Raw genomic sequence first — 19,310 nt, 5'->3', positions numbered from 1 at the left:
ACCTGACCCCATGCCGAACTCAGAAGTGAAACGCCGTAGCGCCGATGGTAGTGTGGGGTCTCCCCATGCGAGAGTAGGGAACTGCCAGGCATCAAATAGTGAAGAAGCCCCGAACGAAAGTTCGGGGCTTTTTTACATCTGAAATTTAGAAAACTGCTTAAGGTTTAGTACCATCCTGAAGCTAAAATTCGCACATGACATACTCATCTCCCTAACTATTTTCCTAAATCCCACCTAAAGCTGAAACATTTTCATAAACCGCATGAAGGCTCGACATTCTCGACATAACACGCTAATGTCGGGCATCTGGATGTCTAAACGTTTATACGGTTATTAGTAAGAGGTGAGCAGGTTATGCCAATCAGGATTCCCGACGAATTACCGGCAGTGAATTTTTTGCGTGATGAAAACGTCTTTGTCATGACGTCGTCGCGCGCCAGTGTTCAGGAGATCCGTCCGCTAAAAGTGCTGATTCTTAACCTGATGCCAAAGAAAATTGAGACAGAAAACCAGTTCCTGCGCCTGCTCTCAAACTCACCGTTGCAGATTGATGTGCAGCTGCTGCGCATTGATAGCCGCGAGTCGCGCAACACGCCGACAGAGCATCTGAACAACTTCTACTGCAACTTTGAAGACATCCAAAACGATAATTTCGATGGACTGATTGTGACTGGCGCGCCGCTGGGATTGGTCGATTTCAATGATGTCGCGTATTGGCCACAGATCCAGCGCGTGCTGCACTGGGCGAATGAACACGTCACCTCCACGCTGTTTGTCTGTTGGGCGGTTCAGGCGGCACTCAACATTCTGTATGGCATTCCTAAGCAGACGCGGCAGAACAAATTGTCCGGGGTTTATGAACACCAAATCCTGCATCCACACGCGTTACTGACGCGTGGCTTTGACGACAATTTCCTGGCCCCGCATTCACGTTATGCCGATTTCCCCAGCCAGCTGATCCGTGATTACACCGATCTCGAGCTGTTTGCCGAATCAGAATCCACCGGCGCGTATCTCATGGCGAGTAAAGACAAGCGCCTGGCGTTTGTCACCGGCCATCCTGAGTACGATGCTTTAACGCTTTCAGGTGAATATCATCGCGATTACGATGCAGGCCTGCAGCCGGAAGTGCCGTTCAACTACTTCCCGCACGACAACCCAGAACTGCCACCGCGCGCTACATGGCGCAGTCACGGCAACCTGCTGTTCTCCAACTGGCTGAACTACTACGTTTATCAGATCACGCCGTTCGATCTGCGTCGGATGAACCCAACGCTCGAATAACTCCACATCTCGTTTGATCCTGCCGCGCTAGCCGAAAGCTATCGCGGCTTTTTTTTGCCTTCTATTCAGGGGTGGAAGTTATTGCCTTTAATTCGAGAGATTAAATTACATAAATATCAATCTGATAAATAACTATAAACTTAAAAATGGAAATAGTTTTTGAAAATAAAATAAAAATCATTATGCTCTGATCTTGCAGGTTATAAAACACCCTACATCCGGATCCGATCGTTAAACGATGGATCAACCCAGGAGGCAGCCCGCATGACAGACTCGGTTATCAGCAATACGCTAACCTTCAGCCAGCCCTTTACCCACGCGGAAAAGCAGCTGCTTACCCCAGAAGCGATCGACTTTGTACACGCATTGGTAGTGCGTTTCGCACCAGAGCGCGAACGCCTGCTGAAAGCACGCCAGCAACGGCAGAAGCGTTACGATCAAGGTGAGTTACCGGGATTTGATTCGGAAACCACTTCCATTCGTGAAAATGCATGGCAGGTTCGTCCTATTCCGCAACTGTTACAAGATCGCCGCGTAGAGATCACCGGGCCGCCGGATCGCAAAATGGTGATCAACGCGCTCAACGCCAACGTCAACGTCTTCATGGCCGACTTTGAAGATTCACTGGCACCAACCTGGCAGAAGCTGGTCGATGGGCAATTAACCTTGCGCGATGCGGTTAATGGCACGCTGAGCTTCACAAGTGAAACCGGCAAGATCTACCAGCTTCGTGCCAATCCGGCGCTGCTGATGTGTCGGGTACGCGGTCTGCATCTGAATGAAAAGCATGTGGAGTGGCGCGATCGGGCTATTCCCGGCGGATTGTTCGACTTTGCGCTCTACTTTTTCCACAACGTTGAAGCGCTGCTGGAGAAGGGCCACGCGCCGTGGTTCTACTTACCGAAAACCGAGCATGCCGCTGAAGTGGCGTGGTGGCGTGAGATCTTCCGCTTCAGTGAAGATCGCTTCGATCTGCCGCGCGGCACCATCAAAGCCACGGTACTAATCGAAACGCTGCCGGCGGTGTTCCAGATGGATGAGATCCTGTGGGAACTGCGGGATCACGTGGTGGGCCTGAATTGTGGCCGTTGGGATTACATCTTCAGCTACATCAAAACGCTGGGCCAGCATCCCGATCGCATCCTGCCGGATCGCCAGCAAATCAGCATGGATCAACCGTTCCTCGATGCCTATTCACGCCTGCTGATCAGAACCTGTCATCGCCGTGGTGCGCTGGCAATGGGCGGTATGTCAGCCCTGATTCCGAGCAAAGACGCGGAGCGCAATTTATGGGTTACGCAAAAGGTGCAAGAAGATAAAGCGCGCGAAGCGGGCAACGGTCACGACGGAACCTGGGTAGCGCATCCCGGCCTGGCAGACATCGCGATGGAGGAGTTTGACCGTCGACTGGGCGATCAACCTAATCAATTGCACATTACGCGTGAGCAGGATGCACCAATCACCGCCGAGCGTCTGCTGGCACCGTGTCGCGGCAAGCGCACCGAAGCCGGCATGCGCGCCAACATCCGCGTAGCGCTGCAATATCTGGAAGCCTGGATCAGCGGTAACGGCTGCGTACCGATTGACGGATTGATGGAAGACGCCGCCACCGCTGAAATCGCCCGCACCTCCATTTGGCAATGGATTCATCACAAGCAAATTCTCAGCGATGGCCAACCGGTTACGGTGGTGCTGTTTGAACGGCTACTGGCGGAAGAGCTGGCAGCCTTGCAGCAAACCGTTGGCGCAGAGCGTTTCCAGAACGGACGCTTCGACGATGCCGCCGCGCTGATGGCGCAAATCACCACCGATGACGAACTGGTTTCCTTCCTCACTCTGCCGGGCTACCGCCTGCTGCCTTGAACCTGGAGATATGACGATGAATCGTACGCAACAGATCAAACAACTGGAATCGAGCTGGAATGATGCGCGCTGGCAGGGAATCACTCGTCCGTACAGTGCGGAGGATGTGGTCAACTTGCGCGGTTCGGTCAATCCCGCCTGTACGCTGGCGGAGCGCGGTGCCACTAAACTCTGGTCGCTGCTGAATGGTGAATCAAGCAAAGGCTACATCAACAGCCTTGGCGCACTGACCGGCGGACAAGCCGTGCAGCAGGCGAAAGCCGGTATAGAAGCGATTTACCTCTCCGGCTGGCAGGTGGCGGCGGATGCCAACCTGGCCGGGCAGATGTATCCGGACCAATCGTTGTATCCGGTGAATTCAGTGCCGAATGTGGTAGAGCGGATTAACCAGAGCTTCCAGCGTGCCGATCAGATTCAGTGGGCCAGCGGCTTATCCCCAGAAGACAATGATTTTATTGATTACTTCCTGCCGATTGTCGCCGATGCGGAAGCGGGCTTTGGCGGCGTACTCAATGCGTTCGAGCTGATGAAATCGATGATTCAGGCCGGTGCAGGCGCGGTGCATTTTGAAGATCAGCTGGCGGCGGTGAAGAAGTGCGGTCACATGGGCGGCAAGGTATTAGTCCCGACGCAGGAAGCGATTCAGAAGCTGGTGGCGGCACGTCTGGCCGCAGACGTAATGAACGTGCCGACGGTATTACTGGCGCGCACCGATGCGGATGCCGCCGACCTGATCACCTCAGATTGCGACCCGCGCGATGCGGCATTTATCACCGGCGAGCGCACCTCGGAAGGCTTCTTCCGCACGCATGCCGGGATTGAACAGGCGATCAGCCGCGGACTGGCGTATGCGCCTTATGCCGACGTGCTGTGGTGCGAAACCTCGACGCCGGATCTGGAGATGGCACAGCGTTTTGCCGACGCGATCCACGCGCAGTATCCCGGCAAGCTGCTGGCCTACAACTGTTCGCCCTCGTTCAACTGGAAGAAGAACCTCGACGATCGCACCATCGCGCGTTTCCAGCAGGCGCTGAGCGAAATGGGCTATCGCTTCCAGTTCATCACGCTGGCCGGGATTCACAGCATGTGGTTCAACATGTTCGATCTGGCGCACGCCTATGCGCAGGGCGAAGGCATGCGTCATTACGTAGAAAAAGTGCAGCAGCCAGAGTTTGCGGCGCGCGATAAGGGCTACACCTTCTCGTCGCATCAGCAGGAAGTCGGCACCGGCTATTTCGATCGCGTTACCAACGTCATTCAGGGCGGACAATCCTCAGTGACCGCGTTGACCGGTTCCACCGAAGCCGCGCAATTCTAAAGCCGTCGTAGGGTCGCCATTCATGGCGACCATTTCCCCGGAGCGTCACCTATGACACCGAGAGAATCGCTGATCGCCCACACCATCCTGCAAGGTTTTGACGCGCAGTATGGCCGCTTTCTGGATATTACCGCTGGCGCACAACAGCGCTTCGAGCAGGCTGACTGGCACGCGGTGCAGCAGGCCATGAAAGCGCGTATCCACCTTTACGATCACCACGTTGGCCTCGTCACCAACCAGCTGCGCATTCTCAATGACACTTCGGGTTGGGATGACGCGTTCTGGCTGCGAGTGAAAAGCCATTACGAAACCTTGCTACCCGGCTATCCGCGCCATGAAATCGCCGAAAGCTTCTTCAACTCGGTTTATTGCCGTTTGCAGGGCCACAGCCATCTGTCGCCCGAACGTCTGTTTATCTTGCCGTCACAGCCGTATGCGCCTGCACCGATTGCCCAGCGCCCGTTGTCGCGTCTTTATCGCCCGCAACACAATTGGCAGGAAACGCTGCGTCAGGTGCTGAATGACATTCCGCTGCGCTTAACGTGGCAGGATCAAACGCGCGATATCGGCTGGATTGTGCGCCATTTGCATGAGCAGTTCGGTGCCGCACAGCTCGCGACGGCGACGCTGGATGTCGCCAGCGAACTGTTTTACCGCAACAAAACCGCGTGGATCGTGGCGCGCCTGCAGCTAAGCAATGGCATGGTGCCCTGTTTGCTGCCGATTCAGCGCGATGATGCTGGCCGTTTGTGGATCGATACCTGTCTCACTGATAGCGATGATGCCAGCATCGTGTTTGGCTTCGCCCGCGCCTATTTTATGGTGTACGCGCCGGTGCCAGCCGCGCTGGTGGCGTGGCTGCAACCGATTCTGCCGGGCAAAACCGTGGCTGAACGCTACATGGCGATTGGCTGTCAGAAGCACGGCAAAACCGAATGCTATCGCGAATATCTGCACTATCTGGCGCACAGCCAGGAAGATTTTACCGTCGCGCCCGGCATTCGCGGCATGGTGATGATGGTGTTCACGCTGCCGGGTTTTGATCGCGTATTTAAGGTGATCAAAGATCGCTTCGCACCGCAAAAAGAGGTCACCGATGCGCAGGTGCGCGACTGCTATCGCATGGTTAAAGAGCACGATCGCGTCGGTCGCATGGCAGATACCCAGGAGTTTGAGCACTTTGCGTTACCGCGCGCGCGTATTCCGGCTGAACTGATGGCGGAGTTTGAGCGCGATATCCCGGAAAAAATCGAGGTGCGCGACGACGTGGTGATCATCCGCCATCTGTGGCTGGAACGGCGCATGGAGCCGCTCAATCTGTGGCTGGCTCAGGCCTCGCCGGAACAGCGGCAGCACGCGATTGGCGAATACGGTGATGCGATTCGTCAGCTGGCGGCGGCGAACATTTTCCCCGGCGACATGCTGTACAAAAACTTTGGCATGACACGTCACGGCCGCGTGGTGTTTTACGATTACGACGAAATCCGCCCGATGACCGAGCTGGTGTTCCGCGATGTGCCGCAGGCGCGTTATGAAGAAGATGAGCTGCAGGCCGAGCCGTGGTACAGCGTCGGGCCGGATGATGTGTTCCCTGAAACCTTCCGCTATGCGCTGTGCAGCGAACCGTCGACCGGCAAACTGCTGCAGGCGCTGCATCCGCAACTGTTTGATCCCAATTGGTGGCGCGCGCTGCAAACGCGCATCCGCGAAGGGCATATTGAAGAGGTGATTGCGTGGCGCGCCAGCCAGCGTTTCAGCGCGCGCTATGCTTCGATGGCCGCTTAGCGGCCAGAGTAGGTTTGGGTCACCTGTTTGGCGGCGCGGATTACCAGCGCACCGAGCTCGGTGATGCGGTCGTCGGTCATGCGCGCAATCGGGCCGGAAATCGAGATGGCGGCGAAGGGTTCGCCATGTTCGTCATAAATCGGCGCCGCGACGCAACGCAAACCCAGCGCGTGCTCTTCATCATCATGTGAAAAGCCCATCTTACGAATCAGCGCCAGATTCTCCTTCAGGCTGTGCGGCGACATCAGCGTTTTCGGCGTGTAGTGATGTAATCCCTTTTGATGCAGTAGCGCGGTAACTTGCTCATCGCTGAGATGCGCCAGAAACGCTTTACCGGCGCCGGATGCATGCATCGGCAGCTTGCCGCCAATCGGCGCGGACATGCGCATCAGCTGCGTACACTGCACCTGATCGATGATCACCGCCTGATAATCGCTGAGATCCAGCACCGCCAGATTCACCGTCTCACCGGCATCTTCCATCAGCTTGCGCAGTAGCGGATGCACAATTGCCAGCAGATTACGGCTCTGCAGGAAGCTGCTGCCGACCACAAAGGCATGCGAACCAATGGTCCATAAACCTAAATCGCCCACCTGATGCACAAAACCTTGCTGCTGCATGGTGGAGAGCAGGCGATGAGTGGTGGAGTTGGGTAAACCGGCCTGTTGCGCCAGTTCGGTTAGCGCCACGCTGCCGTGGGATTCGGCAATCAGCTCCAGCAGGCGCAGGCCGCGCGTCAGAGATTGTACTTGCCCGCCGACAGGCGCGCTGGTGGGTGTCGTTGTAGCACGGGGTTTCTTGCCGCGTTTAACGGGCGCAGGGGTTGCCATAACGTCTCCAATTCGCATCAATGCTGGAAACCATTTTCGTTTTTAACTGCATTAATGCAAACGCTGACTTTCTGGTCAGACCTGTGATGGGTAAAAGCTGAAAATGTCTCATCTGAGCTGACTTTTGATCACCTGCAAGTTGTGCCAGTATGTCTGGCTGGCATATTAGCCAACGCAATGACGTGGACGGGGCGAGAGTGAGCAACAAAACAGAAATGCTGCAGCAGCAGCTGGCACAACGCATTATGATTCTGGACGGTGGCATGGGCACCATGATCCAGAGTTATAAACTGAGTGAGCAGGATTTCCGTGGCAGCCGCTTTGCCGACTGGCCATCTGATTTGAAGGGCAACAACGATCTGTTGGTGCTGACCAAACCGGACGTCATCCGCGAAATCCACGATGCCTATCTCGCCGCCGGCGCGGATATTCTGGAAACCAACACTTTCAACTCCACCACCATTGCGATGGCCGATTACGCGATGGAAGCGCTGTCGGCGGAGATCAACTTCGAAGCCGCCAAGCTGGCGCGCGCCAGTGCCGATGAGTGGACGGCGAAAACGCCGCACCGTCCGCGCTACGTAGCGGGCGTATTGGGTCCGACTAACCGCACCTGTTCTATCTCGCCGGACGTTAACGATCCCGCTTATCGAAACGTAACCTTCAATCAGCTAGTGGAAGCTTACCGTGAATCCACACATGCGCTGATTGCCGGTGGCTCCGACCTGATCATGATCGAAACGGTGTTCGATACCCTGAATGCCAAAGCGGCGATCTACGCGGTGCAGGCCGAGATGGAAGCGATGGGCGTGAAGCTGCCGCTGATGATCTCCGGCACCATCACCGATGCGTCCGGTCGTACGCTCTCCGGTCAAACCACTGAAGGCTTCTATAACTCGCTGCGTCACGCCGAACCGCTGTCGTTCGGCCTCAACTGTGCGCTGGGCCCGGATGAACTGCGCCAGTATGTGGCGGAGCTGTCGCGTATTGCTGAAGGCTACGTCACCGCGCACCCGAACGCCGGCTTGCCCAACGCCTTTGGTGAATACGATCTCGATGCGGCGATTATGGCCGAGCAAATTGGTGAATGGGCGCGCGCCGGTTTCCTCAATATTATCGGCGGCTGCTGCGGCACCACGCCGGAACACATCGCGGCAATGGCGGCAGCGGTAGACGGCGTTGCGCCGCGCCAGCTGCCAGAGATTCCGGTTGCCTGCCGCTTAGCCGGTCTTGAACCGCTGAATATTCAGGCCGATTCGCTATTCGTCAACGTCGGCGAACGTACCAACGTTACCGGCTCGGCCAAGTTCAAACGCCTGATTAAAGAAGAGAAATACAACGAAGCGCTGGATGTGGCGCGTCAGCAGGTTGAGAGCGGTGCGCAAATCATCGATATCAACATGGATGAAGGGATGTTGGATGCGGAAGCAGCGATGGTGCGCTTCCTCAATCTAATCGCTGGCGAACCCGATATCGCACGCGTGCCGATTATGATCGACTCCTCGAAATGGGAAGTGATCGAGAAAGGCCTGCAGTGCATTCAGGGCAAAGGCATCGTCAACTCCATCTCGATGAAAGAGGGCGTTGAACCCTTCATCGAGCACGCGCGTAAAGTACGTCGCTATGGCGCAGCGATGGTGGTGATGGCGTTTGATGAAGTGGGCCAGGCGGATACGCGCGCACGCAAAATCGAGATCTGTCGTCGCGCCTACAAGATCCTGACCGAAGAGGTCGGTTTCCCCCCAGAAGACATCATTTTCGACCCGAATATTTTCGCCGTGGCGACCGGCATCGAAGAACACAATAACTACGCGATGGATTTCATCGGCGCTTGTGAAGATATCAAACGCGAACTGCCGCACGCGATGATCTCCGGCGGCGTCTCCAATGTGTCGTTCTCGTTCCGTGGTAACGAACCGGTGCGCGAAGCGATTCACGCGGTGTTCCTCTATTACGCCATCCGCAACGGCATGGATATGGGCATCGTCAACGCTGGTCAGCTGGCGATTTACGACGATCTGCCTGCCGAACTGCGCGACGCGGTGGAAGACGTGGTGCTGAACCGCCGTGACGATGGCACCGAGCGCTTGCTGGAGCTGGCGGAGAAGTATCGCGGCAGCAAAAGCGATGGCGAGCAGGAGAAACAGCAAGCCGAATGGCGCAGCTGGGACGTGGTAAAGCGTCTGGAATATTCGCTGGTCAAAGGCATCACCGAATTCATTGAGCTGGATACCGAAGAGGCGCGTCAGGGCTATGAACGTCCGATTCAGGTAATCGAAGGGCCGCTGATGTCGGGCATGAACGTGGTCGGCGATCTGTTCGGCGAGGGCAAAATGTTCCTGCCGCAGGTAGTGAAATCGGCGCGCGTGATGAAGCAAGCGGTGGCGTATCTCGAACCCTATATCGAGGCGAGTAAAGAAGCTGGACGCAGCAACGGCAAGATCGTGCTGGCGACGGTAAAAGGCGACGTGCATGACATCGGCAAAAACATCGTCGGCGTGGTGCTGCAGTGTAACAACTACGAAATTATCGACCTCGGCGTCATGGTGCCGAGCGACAAAATCCTTAAAACCGCGATCGCCGAGAACGCCGATATTATCGGGCTTTCCGGCCTGATCACGCCGTCGCTGGATGAAATGGTCAACGTAGCGAAAGAGATGGAGCGTCAGGGCTTCACCATTCCGCTGCTGATTGGCGGCGCGACCACCTCGAAAGCACATACCGCCGTGAAGATCGAACAGAACTACAGTGGCCCAACTGTCTACGTACAGAACGCCTCGCGCACCGTGGGCGTGGTGTCATCGCTGCTGTCGGATACGTTGAAAGAGGATTTCGTGGCGCGCACGCGCAAAGAGTACGACACGGTGCGTATTCAGCACGGGCGTAAAAAACCGCGCACCCCGCCGGTGAGCCTGCAAACCGCGCGCGATAATGATTACGCCATCGACTGGGAAAGTTACACGCCGCCGGTGGCGCATCGTCTCGGCGTGAGCCCGGTCGAAGCCAGCATTGAAACGCTGCGCAATTACATCGACTGGACGCCGTTCTTTATGACCTGGTCATTGGCCGGCAAATATCCGCGCATTCTGGAAGATGAAGTGGTGGGCGAAGAGGCTAAGCGCCTGTTTGCCGATGCCAACGCCATGCTCGATATGCTGAGTGAGACTGGCACGCTCAATCCACGCGGCGTGGTGGGGATTTTCCCGGCTAACCGTGTCGGCGATGACATTGAAATCTACAGCAATGAGAACCGTAATCAGGTGCTGTGCGTCAGTCATCACTTGCGTCAGCAGACCGAAAAAACCGACTTCGCCAACTACTGTTTAGCCGACTTCGTGGCACCAAAATCCAGCGGCAAAGCCGATTATCTCGGTGCGTTTGCGGTTACCGCCGGGATTGAGGAAGATGCGCTGGCCGAGGCGTACGACAAGCAGCACGATGATTACAACAAAATCATGGTGAAAGCGGTGTCGGATCGTCTTGCCGAAGCCTTTGCCGAGTATCTGCACGAGCGTGTGCGTAAGGTGATTTGGGGCTTTGCCGCCCATGAAAATCTCAGCAACGAAGAGTTGATTCGCGAGAATTATCAGGGCATTCGTCCTGCGCCGGGTTATCCGGCTTGTCCGGAACACACTGAGAAAGCGCCGATCTGGCAATTGCTGGATGTGGAAAAGCACACCGGCATGAAGCTCACCGAATCTTTCGCCATGTGGCCGGGTGCAGCGGTTTCCGGCTGGTACTTCAGCCATCCCGACAGCAAATACTTCGCCGTGGCGCAGATTCAGCGTGATCAGGTAGAAGATTACGCGGCACGTAAAGGCATGAGCGTCACCGAAGTCGAACGCTGGTTAGCGCCGAATCTGGGTTACGACGCGGATTAACGCATCACGTAGGGTCGCCATTCATGGCGACCTTCTTACATGTCCGCACAAATGAACAAGGTCGCCATAAATGGCGACCCTACAAAACCTGCTCCGTAGGGTCGCCATTCATGGCGACCTTCTTATATGTCCGCACAAATGAAAAAGGTCGGCATAAATGCCGACCCTACGGTTAATGCTTATGAATCAATTAATTAAACCGCGCATCCCGATCTGACGTCAGGTCATACAGCTGATATTTACGACCCAGCATTTGCCCGCCGTCACGCGTCAAAGGCACCCAGTTCACCTGCGCACGGCCGCGCGTTGGCGTCACGGTAAACAGGTCCATTGGCACCGAAATGTAGAAGCCTTTGGTGAAGGTGCCTTCGCCATACTGTTCGGCGGAGACGTTGGTTTTAGTGGCATAGAAACCAACCATCACGCCGCTGTCAAAGCGCTTCGACACATCCAGCGTCACGCCTTTATCCTTCGCCAGATACTGCCCGACGCTGGCCTTCACCAACACATCCTGCATAAACCATGGACGCCAATACGCCGTCAGATTTCCGGTTGGCGCTTTGTAATCGGTGAACTGCATCATGTTGTCCCAATCACGCTGCTTCACGTAGTTGGCATCAACACCGAATGCCCAGTTGCTATCAATCGGACGATACAGCACTTCGCCGCCGACACCGCCGTACATGGTTTCCAGATAACCGCCGTAAACCTGGCCGTAGAAACCGTTGCCCAACGCATGCATGTAGTTGGCTTGCAGGTCATTAACGTAAACGTTGTTCTCAACGTAATCACGAATGTGCGTGCGCACGCGCGGCAGCGTGGAATCCGCCGGAGCGCCGTTGTAGTTGAACTTGTCGTAGTTATTGGCGATGTTGCCAAACAGGCTGCCGCCGACCAACAGGTGATCGGTAAGCCAGTAATCGGCATTGGCCATCACGCCAACCTGATACATGTAGAAGCTTTCTGGTCCACCAACCGACTGATTGAGCACTGGCGACAGGCTGTAGTTCAGACGATCTTTGCGGATAAAGAAACCTTGCTCGGTGGTGCCGGGATCAACCGGATCTTCACGCGTCTGCTGCAGCGGCTGTTCATGGCCCAGCGGATAACCCGTCAGCTCGTTGTGCAGGCTGGCAACGTTGGTGCGCGTGCTGACCTGCGGCATATTAAAGCGCGACTCGGTGACGTCGATGGTATCGATGCCGGCCGGCAGGTTGTTCATGATGATGCGATTGGCGCGATCGACACCTTCGCGCGTGTCGCGATATTTGGTCTGCTCGCCTGAGACATACAGCGTGCTGCCTTTGGTCTGAATATGTGGGCCGTTCAGTCCCGCGTTGTACTTCAGATCGGTCAGCTGGTTCGCCACCACCGTTGGCTGCAACAAGTCGCCCTGCGGCTGCGGCTGCGGGTTGTAGGCTGGCTTCTGGCTATCGATGTGCGATTGATGCAGATCGTTGAAGTTGGTGCGCAGAGTAAAGCCGAACATAAAGGTGTTGCCGCGTTCGTAGCTGGCGTTGATGTCCGCCCAGTCGGTGATGCGATAAATCGCACCGACGTTAACCTTGCTGCGCTGCTCCAGGCGACCGGCGAAATCATCCTGATAATCGTTGCCTTCGTACTCCAGCTTGAGACGCAGTGGCTGCCACGGCGTTTGGTATTCCACGCCGCCAAACAGTGCTGCCGGGCCGTGGAACATCTGTGAACCGTTGATGGTGCCGGTTTCGCCGCCGCCGCTGCGGCTGCAATAGCTGTCGCTGTACGAGCAGAATGGGTTTTTGAGGGTGCCGCTGTTGCCGAGATAACCCCAGCCAATACCGAGACTGAAATCGAATGGCCCCCACGCCTTGCTCGCCACCAGATATTCACTGTCGAACAAGCCAGTGCCGCCTAAATCGCGCGAGCCAACCGCCACTTCCGGCAGCCAATAGCTCTCTTGCCACAAACGCAGCTTCACATCGAAGGCTTTATCTTTATAGCTTTGGTTGCCGCTGAATCCTTCCACCGCGCTGTAACGGCGGGTACGCACATCGGTATAGCGCACGGTGGTTTCCAGCCACGGGAACAGCTGCAATGAGGCGGAATAGTAGCGATATTGATCGTTATCGCGGAAGTTGACGCTAAACTCGCTCTCTTTCGCCATACGCGCGGTCGGCGTCTGCATCAGGCCAACGCCACCAAAATCCGATTGCGAAGGACCGACCGGTTCAGGCCAGGTTTCCGCGTGCACCTGGCAAGCGGCGGAAACAGAAGCAGCCAACAGGCTGAGAAGTAATTGTTTTTTCATCAGTCTGGTATCCGGTGAGTCAGAACGGAAAGCATGCGCTCATTCAAATCGCTTTGGCCCCATGGCAAGCTCCATGAGGTGAAACCGAGCCAGATGATGCTGCCGGGCTCCACTTCGATATGGCGATGATTCCAGTAAGCGACCGGAACTTGCTGAGTGCTGCCGGACGGCGCAATCACCGTGGCATAGCTACGTTCCGCGCCGGAAAGACGATCGTGGCCGTCGAGGTAATCACGCACTTCGCGGCCCGGCTGCCAGCTCTCTTTACCCGGATTGCTCAACGCCCCCAGCACTAACACCTGCGTCGGTTGTGCCAGCGTGTAGAGGTCATAGCTGCCTTGCAGCGTGCGGTTATCCTGTGGATGCAGGCGCACGGCGTCGGGATCGAGCGAGGTGAACTGGCGACCCGTTACCTGCACCGCGCCAAGCTGGTGGATAACCGAGCCGATGGTTGCGGCTAACGACTCGCCGCTGTCGGTTTGCCAGGCGCGAAGATCGGCCAGCAGCTGTTTCTGCTGTTGCTGTGCTACCGCAGTCGCGCCACGCTCGGCAATCACTGTGCCCGGCCACCAACTGCGCAGTTCAGGATGGGTGAGTAATTGACTGAGATTCTGCGCATCGTTGATTTGCAGAGTGTTTTTTCCCTGTAAAGCGTGCACGGTGACTTGCGCCGCCGCCAGCGCGTGGCCAGCCGTGAGCAGCGTTAACGCTGCCAGCATTGGAGTTATTTTTTTCATGATTTCGCCGGCTTCAGAATAGTGGTTTCAACTGGGAAGGCATCAGCGGCCAGCATCTGATTGGCCTGCAGCACCGTGCCATCGCGGTTATCGATCCAGAAGGTGTTCTGCCACTCCGCGCCCACGCTCTCCATGCGCACGGTTTCATGCCAGACGCGACACGGCACGCGTTCACCGGCGATATCCAGCACCGTATCGTCACCGCGCTCGAAACGTGAAACGGCGGTGGCGGCACGCACTTTGTCTTGCTCGCGCCACTGCACCACGCGCGTCCAGCTGGCACCGTTTTGCAGATGCAGCGCATCGGCGAGTGGATCCTGCGCCAGGTTACTGACGTCAGCGAGGTTGCTCGGTAAACCCAGGGTTTTGATTAGGCGGCCATGCTGCATCACCAGCATCGCCTTATCCTGGGTGATCCACTTCTGTTGGCCGTTCTCGTTGTAACCGAGCACCACGAAGATGCGCGGACCTTCATTGATACGGGCATAGAGGCTGGCGTAGGGCAGGTTAGCAACCTGTTCGTCGGTGACCGTGACATCATCCGGGCCGTTGACGGCCAGCATCACGGTTTGTTCGAGGCCTTTTTGCGTTTGTGTGCAGGCCTGCAACAACAGGCAAAGAAGTAGCAAAGAGAGTCGGCGCACTGTGTATCCCTGTCTAAATAAGCCAAGCAAAAAATAACCACACGGGTGTGTGGTTATGCTTAAAGGTGCTACATCAACGAGTGGTGCTCGTTGTGGTGGTTGTTGTTGTACCGGTATTTGCACCGTCACCGCCGCCAGAAGCAGCAATGCCGAGACCCACTAACGCACCGAGCGCGCCGATACCCACAGCGGTAGACGCGCCAGTTGAGATTGCTCCCGCCTGTGCGCCTGCTGCAGCACCAGCTTCTTCCGGTGCGGCAATCGCAGCGGAGGAAACGGCAACGTAAAGTAAGGCTGCACCGGCAACCATCAGTTTTTTCATAACAACGTTTCCTGCATTTATATGAATCAATGAATGTAGGATTTACCCAGATTTCGGGCGCGTTCAGTATAGGGCAACAAATTACCAGAGTTCAGCATGAGTAAAAGAGGGCACAAACCAGGGACGTTTCTGGTGATAAATAAGGCGAATTGGCGTTAGCTGCTTTTTTTAAATGCCTTTTTTTGGGCTAATAGAATAAGTGAATGCCTGGGCATTTCACGGCAGAATTTTTCACTTTTGCACTAAATATTGGTACGGAATGAGAATAATCGGAATTTGCTCAGAAGGGTTAAATAAAAATCATATATCTATCAGATGGATAAATTATCAAGGGTGTTGGATTAGGTCCATTTTAAAGCGGAGTAAGCTGCAGTAGATTGAAGTGAATTGCGAATTTCCTTACTCCATTTTAAGAATTTTCTAACCCTGTTTAATGCGGTAAATAATAATATTGCGAGTGAGATGTCCTGGTTGTCATAAAAAAGGCGGCAATTACGCCGCCTTCTGCAAATTAGCCGGGAAATTAACGCCAGGATTTATAGCGATTAATTAAGCCATTGGTGGAGCTATCGTGGCTGCTAATTTCAGTGTCATTTTCCAGCTCTGGCAGAATACGGTTTGCCAGCTGTTTACCCAACTCAACGCCCCATTGGTCAAAGGTGAAGATGTTGAGAATCGCGCCCTGAGTGAAGATCTTGTGCTCATACAGCGCAATCAATGAACCGAGGCTGAACGGGGTGATTTCACGCAGCAGGATGGAGTTGGTTGGGCGGTTACCTTCAAACACCTTGAACGGCACGATGTGCGCGACAGATTCAGCAGATTTACCGGCATCGGTAAACTCTTTCTCTACCACGTCGCGTGACTTACCAAACGCCAGCGCTTCGGTCTGCGCGAAGAAGTTCGACAGCAGCTTCGGATGGTGATCGGTCAGCACGTTGTGGCTCAGCGCCGGTGCGATGAAGTCGCATGGAATCAGTTTGGTACCCTGATGAATCAGCTGGTAAAACGCGTGTTGGCCGTTGGTGCCAGGCTCGCCCCAGATGATTGGGCCAGTCTGGTAATCCACCGGATTGCCTTCGCGGTCAACGTATTTACCGTTGGATTCCATGTTGCCCTGCTGGAAGTAAGCAGCAAAGCGATGCATGTACTGGTCGTACGGCAGAATCGCTTCGGTTTCGGCACCAAAGAAGTTGTTGTACCAGATACCGATCAGCGCCAGCAGCACCGGCAGGTTCTGCTCGGCAGGCGTGTTGGCGAAGTGCTTATCCATGGCATGCGCACCGCTCAGCAGCTGCTCGAAGTTCTCAAAGCCGATGGAGAGAATGATCGACAAGCCGATCGCTGACCACAGTGAATAGCGGCCGCCAACCCAATCCCAGAACTCGAACATGTTGTCGGTATCGATACCGAACTCACCCACCGCTTTACCGTTGGTCGACAGCGCTGCGAAGTGCTTCGCCACGTGCTGCTGATCGCCGGCGGTTTTCAGGAACCAGTCACGCGCGCTGTGGGCGTTGGTCATGGTCTCTTGGGTGGTGAAGGTTTTTGATGCCACGAGGAACAGCGTGGTTTCCGGGCTGAGATCTTTCAGCGTTTCGGCGATGTGCGTGCCATCGACGTTAGAAACAAAGTGCATGTTGAGGTGATTTTTGTACGGACGCAGCGCTTCGGTCACCATGAATGGGCCAAGGTCTGAACCACCAATACCGATGTTCACCACGTCGGTGATGGCTTTACCGGTATAGCCTTTCCAGTCTCCGCTGATGATGCGCTCGGAGAAGCCTTTCATCTTCGCCAGCACCGCGTTGACTTCCGGCATCACATCTTTGCCGTCCACCACAATTGGCGTGTTGCTGCGGTTACGCAGCGCAACGTGCAGTACTGCGCGCTCTTCGGTGCGGTTGATCTTCTCGCCAGAGAACATCGATTTGATGGCGCCTGCCAGATCGGTCTCTTTAGCCAGCGCCTGTAATTTTTCGAGGGTTTCCTCGGTGATGCGGTTTTTGGAGAAATCCACCAGCATCTGGTCATCGAAAGTGGCAGAGAATTTCGCAAAACGATCGGCATCTTGCGCAAACAGGTCGGCGATTTGCACCGATTTCATCTGGTCAAAATGCTGCTGCAGCGCTTTCCAGGCAGCGGTTTGTGTCGGATTGATATTTTTCATGGCAACACTCTAGTTGAAATAAGAACCGTCATTCCATCCGGGGCATCCTGCTGGCCCGGCATCCATAGCACTCTTGCACGGGGAAGAGTATGACCACAGTTACCAATGAAGGGAAAAAATTTGTGACCGTGGCCGCACTGTTTCAGGTAAATCCGGCAGCGATTGTCGGTGCTGCGCCAGGAGAATTCCCTGTGCCGCATCAGAAAAAAGCCGCTTTTGTCTGATTCGGACACTACTTTAGGCCGCGGTTGGCGGGCGCGTTTGTTCAACGATGCGTTTACCGAAGTGTAAAAGTGAGAAATCCTCAAAGTGCAGGGATGGACAGGGGGGAAAATAATCAGTAATTTATGCGCGCTACTTACACCTCCGGGTGTAAGCCAGAAGAGGCGCGTCGCCCAGGCAGTGTGTTTGAGGATCCGTATCCGCAGATAACACATCAGGGGGTGTGACGCCGAGGTGGGGCAACACGCGGGGTGTTGCACTGTCGGCTGCAGGGGCTGAATCCTCTGGGTTGTCACCAGAATCGTCCACAGTCGGACGGTTCGCAAGGTGAAGCGCTTTTGGTGACTTGTCTACTACTGATCTTGTCTGCCCAATTCTGCTCTTCTCTTGTGCCTAGGCTGCTACTATGTCTTCCGCCCCAAAACGGAAGAAAGATAACCTGACACGGGGTTCGTAATATGTCCCAAACTCTTATCGTGGCTAAATTTGGCGGCACCAGCGTTGCCGATTTTGATGCTATGAACCGCAGCGCAGATGTTGTGCTGTCGGACGCTAATACTCGCTTAGTGGTGCTCTCTGCCTCCGCTGGCGTCACCAATCTGCTGGTTTCCCTTGCTGAAGGCCAGGAACAAGCGCAGCGCGCTTACCTGCTGGATGAAATCCGCCGTATTCAATACGCCATCATCGATCGTCTGCAATCGCCGGATGTGATCCGCGAAGAGATTGATCGCATGCTGGAAAACATCACCATGCTGTCTGAAGCCACTTCGCTGGCGACCTCACATGCGCTGACCGATGAGCTGGTGAGCCACGGTGAGCTGATGTCGACGCTGCTGTTCGTGGAGATTCTGCGCGAGCGTCAGGTCAACAGTGAATGGTTTGACGTGCGTAAAGTAATGCGCACCAGCGATCGATTCGGTCGTGCAGAACCAGAAGTCGCCACGCTGAAAGAGCTGGCCGCAACACAACTTCAGCCGCGCATTGCGGAAGCGCTGGTGGTGACGCAGGGCTTTATCGGTAGCGAAATTAAAGGCCGCACCACCACGCTCGGTCGTGGCGGTAGCGATTATACCGCTGCGCTGCTGGGCGAAGCGCTGCAGGCTGCACGTATCGATATCTGGACCGATGTGGCCGGTATCTACACCACCGATCCGCGCGTGGTGTCCACCGCTAAACGCATCGAAGAAATTACCTTCGAAGAAGCGGCGGAAATGGCGATCTTTGGTGCCAAAGTGCTGCATCCAGCAACTCTGCTGCCAGCCGTGCGCAGCGATATCCCGGTATTTGTCGGTTCGAGCAAAGATCCGGCTGCGGGCGGTACGCGCGTCTGCAATGAAACCAAAAATCCACCGCTGTTCCGTGCGCTGGCGCTGCGTCGTAAGCAGACGCTGGTAACGTTGCATAGCCTGAATATGCTGCATGCACACGGCTTCCTTGCTGAGGTGTTTAACATCCTGGCGCGCCACAGCATCTCCGTCGATCTGGTAACCACCTCCGAAGTGAGCGTGGCGCTGACGCTGGACAGCACCGGTTCAACCACCACCGGCGACAGCTTGCTGACCCAGGCGCTGCTGACCGAACTCTCTTCACTATGCCGTGTGGAAGTGGAAGAGAACCTCGCGCTGGTGGCGATCATCGGCAACAATCTGTCAAAAGCTTGTGGCGTCGGCAAAGAAGTATTCGGAGCACTAGAACCCTTCAACCTGCGCATGATTTGCTACGGTGCCAGCAGCTATAACCTTTGCTTCCTGGTTCCAACCCCAGACGCGGAAGAAGTGGTGCGTGCGCTGCACAAGAATCTTTTTGGTTCTTAAGGCAAATTTTTAGCGATATAAATCAAGCCGGACATGGTCCGGCTTTTTTATTGGTTAATTTTTTTAAACAATAATTTAAGCCCAGCGGCAGCTAAACTTTCGGTCCAGACATTTCTGAGAAACCCCATTATAACTAGCGAGAACCGTCTTGTT

13 protein-coding genes, 1 rRNA gene and 1 riboswitch are annotated in these 19,310 nt (G+C 55.4%); of the genes, 8 read left to right on the top strand and 6 right to left on the bottom strand.

The features are described 5' to 3' along the window. From rrf to aceK, 5 genes are all read left to right on the top strand, one after another. A 5S ribosomal RNA gene (rrf, locus tag FHW71_RS13495) occupies positions 1-90 on the top strand; the annotation flags it as partial. A 264-nt stretch (positions 91-354) separates the two neighbouring features. Next, positions 355-1,284 (top strand): homoserine O-succinyltransferase, encoded by a 930-nt coding sequence (gene metA / locus FHW71_RS13490; protein ID WP_154154813.1) that lies wholly within the window; start codon positions 355-357, stop codon positions 1,282-1,284. 264 nt (positions 1,285-1,548) lie between these two features. Further along, entirely contained in the window at positions 1,549-3,147 is a 1,599-nt protein-coding gene (gene aceB / locus FHW71_RS13485; RefSeq protein WP_179451798.1) for a malate synthase A, read from the top strand. Between the two features lie 16 nt (positions 3,148-3,163). Next, a complete protein-coding gene (aceA, locus tag FHW71_RS13480; RefSeq protein ID WP_179451799.1) occupies positions 3,164-4,465 on the top strand; it encodes an isocitrate lyase in 1,302 nt (433 codons plus the stop codon). A 51-nt stretch (positions 4,466-4,516) separates the two neighbouring features. Next, positions 4,517-6,250, top strand: coding sequence for a bifunctional isocitrate dehydrogenase kinase/phosphatase (gene aceK / locus FHW71_RS13475; RefSeq protein ID WP_179451800.1), 1,734 nt, complete (start codon positions 4,517-4,519; stop codon positions 6,248-6,250). On the opposite strand, the gene iclR is transcribed toward aceK, so the two are convergent. Further along, positions 6,247-7,080 (bottom strand): glyoxylate bypass operon transcriptional repressor IclR, encoded by an 834-nt coding sequence (gene iclR / locus FHW71_RS13470; protein WP_008109838.1) that lies wholly within the window; start codon positions 7,078-7,080, stop codon positions 6,247-6,249. The two genes, aceK and iclR, sit on opposite strands and share 4 nt — an antisense overlap. A gap of 197 nt (positions 7,081-7,277) precedes the next feature. Between iclR and metH the strand changes: the two genes are divergently transcribed. Next, the gene (gene metH / locus FHW71_RS13465; protein ID WP_179451801.1) at positions 7,278-10,961 is read left to right on the top strand and encodes a methionine synthase; all 3,684 of its coding nucleotides are present in this window, start codon (positions 7,278-7,280) and stop codon (positions 10,959-10,961) included. Between the two features lie 190 nt (positions 10,962-11,151). Here metH and FHW71_RS13460 read toward each other — a convergent pair whose 3' ends face one another. From FHW71_RS13460 to pgi, 5 genes are all read right to left on the bottom strand, one after another. Further along, positions 11,152-13,248 (bottom strand): YjbH domain-containing protein, encoded by a 2,097-nt coding sequence (locus tag FHW71_RS13460; protein ID WP_179451802.1) that lies wholly within the window; start codon positions 13,246-13,248, stop codon positions 11,152-11,154. Further along, complete coding sequence (locus tag FHW71_RS13455; protein WP_179451803.1) at positions 13,248-13,985, bottom strand: capsule biosynthesis GfcC family protein; 738 nt, start codon at positions 13,983-13,985, stop codon at positions 13,248-13,250. The genes FHW71_RS13460 and FHW71_RS13455 overlap by 1 nt, the downstream gene beginning before the upstream one ends. Next, complete coding sequence (locus tag FHW71_RS13450) at positions 13,982-14,629, bottom strand: YjbF family lipoprotein (RefSeq protein WP_008109845.1); 648 nt, start codon at positions 14,627-14,629, stop codon at positions 13,982-13,984. Before FHW71_RS13450 ends, FHW71_RS13455 begins: the two co-directional genes overlap by 4 nt. A 73-nt stretch (positions 14,630-14,702) precedes the next feature. Next, a complete protein-coding gene (gene yjbE / locus FHW71_RS13445; RefSeq protein WP_008109848.1) occupies positions 14,703-14,951 on the bottom strand; it encodes an exopolysaccharide production protein YjbE in 249 nt (82 codons plus the stop codon). A 523-nt stretch (positions 14,952-15,474) separates the two neighbouring features. Then, positions 15,475-17,121, bottom strand: coding sequence for a glucose-6-phosphate isomerase (pgi, locus tag FHW71_RS13440; protein WP_061718416.1), 1,647 nt, complete (start codon positions 17,119-17,121; stop codon positions 15,475-15,477). 89 nt (positions 17,122-17,210) lie between these two features. On the opposite strand from pgi, the gene FHW71_RS24020 reads away from it, so the two are divergent. Then, a complete protein-coding gene (locus tag FHW71_RS24020) occupies positions 17,211-17,345 on the top strand; it encodes a hypothetical protein (RefSeq protein ID WP_256698111.1) in 135 nt (44 codons plus the stop codon). Positions 17,346-17,494: 149 nt separating this feature from the next. Beyond that, positions 17,495-17,689: riboswitch (Lysine riboswitch) on the top strand. Between the two features lie 112 nt (positions 17,690-17,801). Beyond that, a complete protein-coding gene (gene lysC, locus FHW71_RS13435; RefSeq protein WP_008109853.1) occupies positions 17,802-19,157 on the top strand; it encodes a lysine-sensitive aspartokinase 3 in 1,356 nt (451 codons plus the stop codon). Positions 19,158-19,310 lie beyond the last annotated feature (153 nt).

This window comes from Enterobacter sp. Sphag1F, from assembly GCF_014193275.1.
Lineage (GTDB): Bacteria > Pseudomonadota > Gammaproteobacteria > Enterobacterales > Enterobacteriaceae > Pantoea > Pantoea symbiotica.
The sequence above is the reverse complement of the archived record's forward strand: the minus strand, read 5'-3'. Positions and strand labels throughout refer to the sequence as shown.

What these genes read in the sequence shown, in the direction of transcription:
- FHW71_RS24020 (WP_256698111.1), top strand. Translation starts at nt 17,211, where the DNA reads ATGACCACAGTTACCAATGAAGGGAAAAAATTTGTGACCGTGGCCGCA.
- FHW71_RS13455 (WP_179451803.1), bottom strand. Translation starts at nt 13,985, where the DNA reads ATGAAAAAAATAACTCCAATGCTGGCAGCGTTAACGCTGCTCACGGCT.
- pgi (WP_061718416.1), bottom strand. Translation starts at nt 17,121, where the DNA reads ATGAAAAATATCAATCCGACACAAACCGCTGCCTGGAAAGCGCTGCAG.
- aceA (WP_179451799.1), top strand. Translation starts at nt 3,164, where the DNA reads ATGAATCGTACGCAACAGATCAAACAACTGGAATCGAGCTGGAATGAT.
- metA (WP_154154813.1), top strand. Translation starts at nt 355, where the DNA reads ATGCCAATCAGGATTCCCGACGAATTACCGGCAGTGAATTTTTTGCGT.
- lysC (WP_008109853.1), top strand. Translation starts at nt 17,802, where the DNA reads ATGTCCCAAACTCTTATCGTGGCTAAATTTGGCGGCACCAGCGTTGCC.
- yjbE (WP_008109848.1), bottom strand. Translation starts at nt 14,951, where the DNA reads ATGAAAAAACTGATGGTTGCCGGTGCAGCCTTACTTTACGTTGCCGTT.
- FHW71_RS13460 (WP_179451802.1), bottom strand. Translation starts at nt 13,248, where the DNA reads ATGAAAAAACAATTACTTCTCAGCCTGTTGGCTGCTTCTGTTTCCGCC.
- aceB (WP_179451798.1), top strand. Translation starts at nt 1,549, where the DNA reads ATGACAGACTCGGTTATCAGCAATACGCTAACCTTCAGCCAGCCCTTT.
- aceK (WP_179451800.1), top strand. Translation starts at nt 4,517, where the DNA reads ATGACACCGAGAGAATCGCTGATCGCCCACACCATCCTGCAAGGTTTT.
- iclR (WP_008109838.1), bottom strand. Translation starts at nt 7,080, where the DNA reads ATGGCAACCCCTGCGCCCGTTAAACGCGGCAAGAAACCCCGTGCTACA.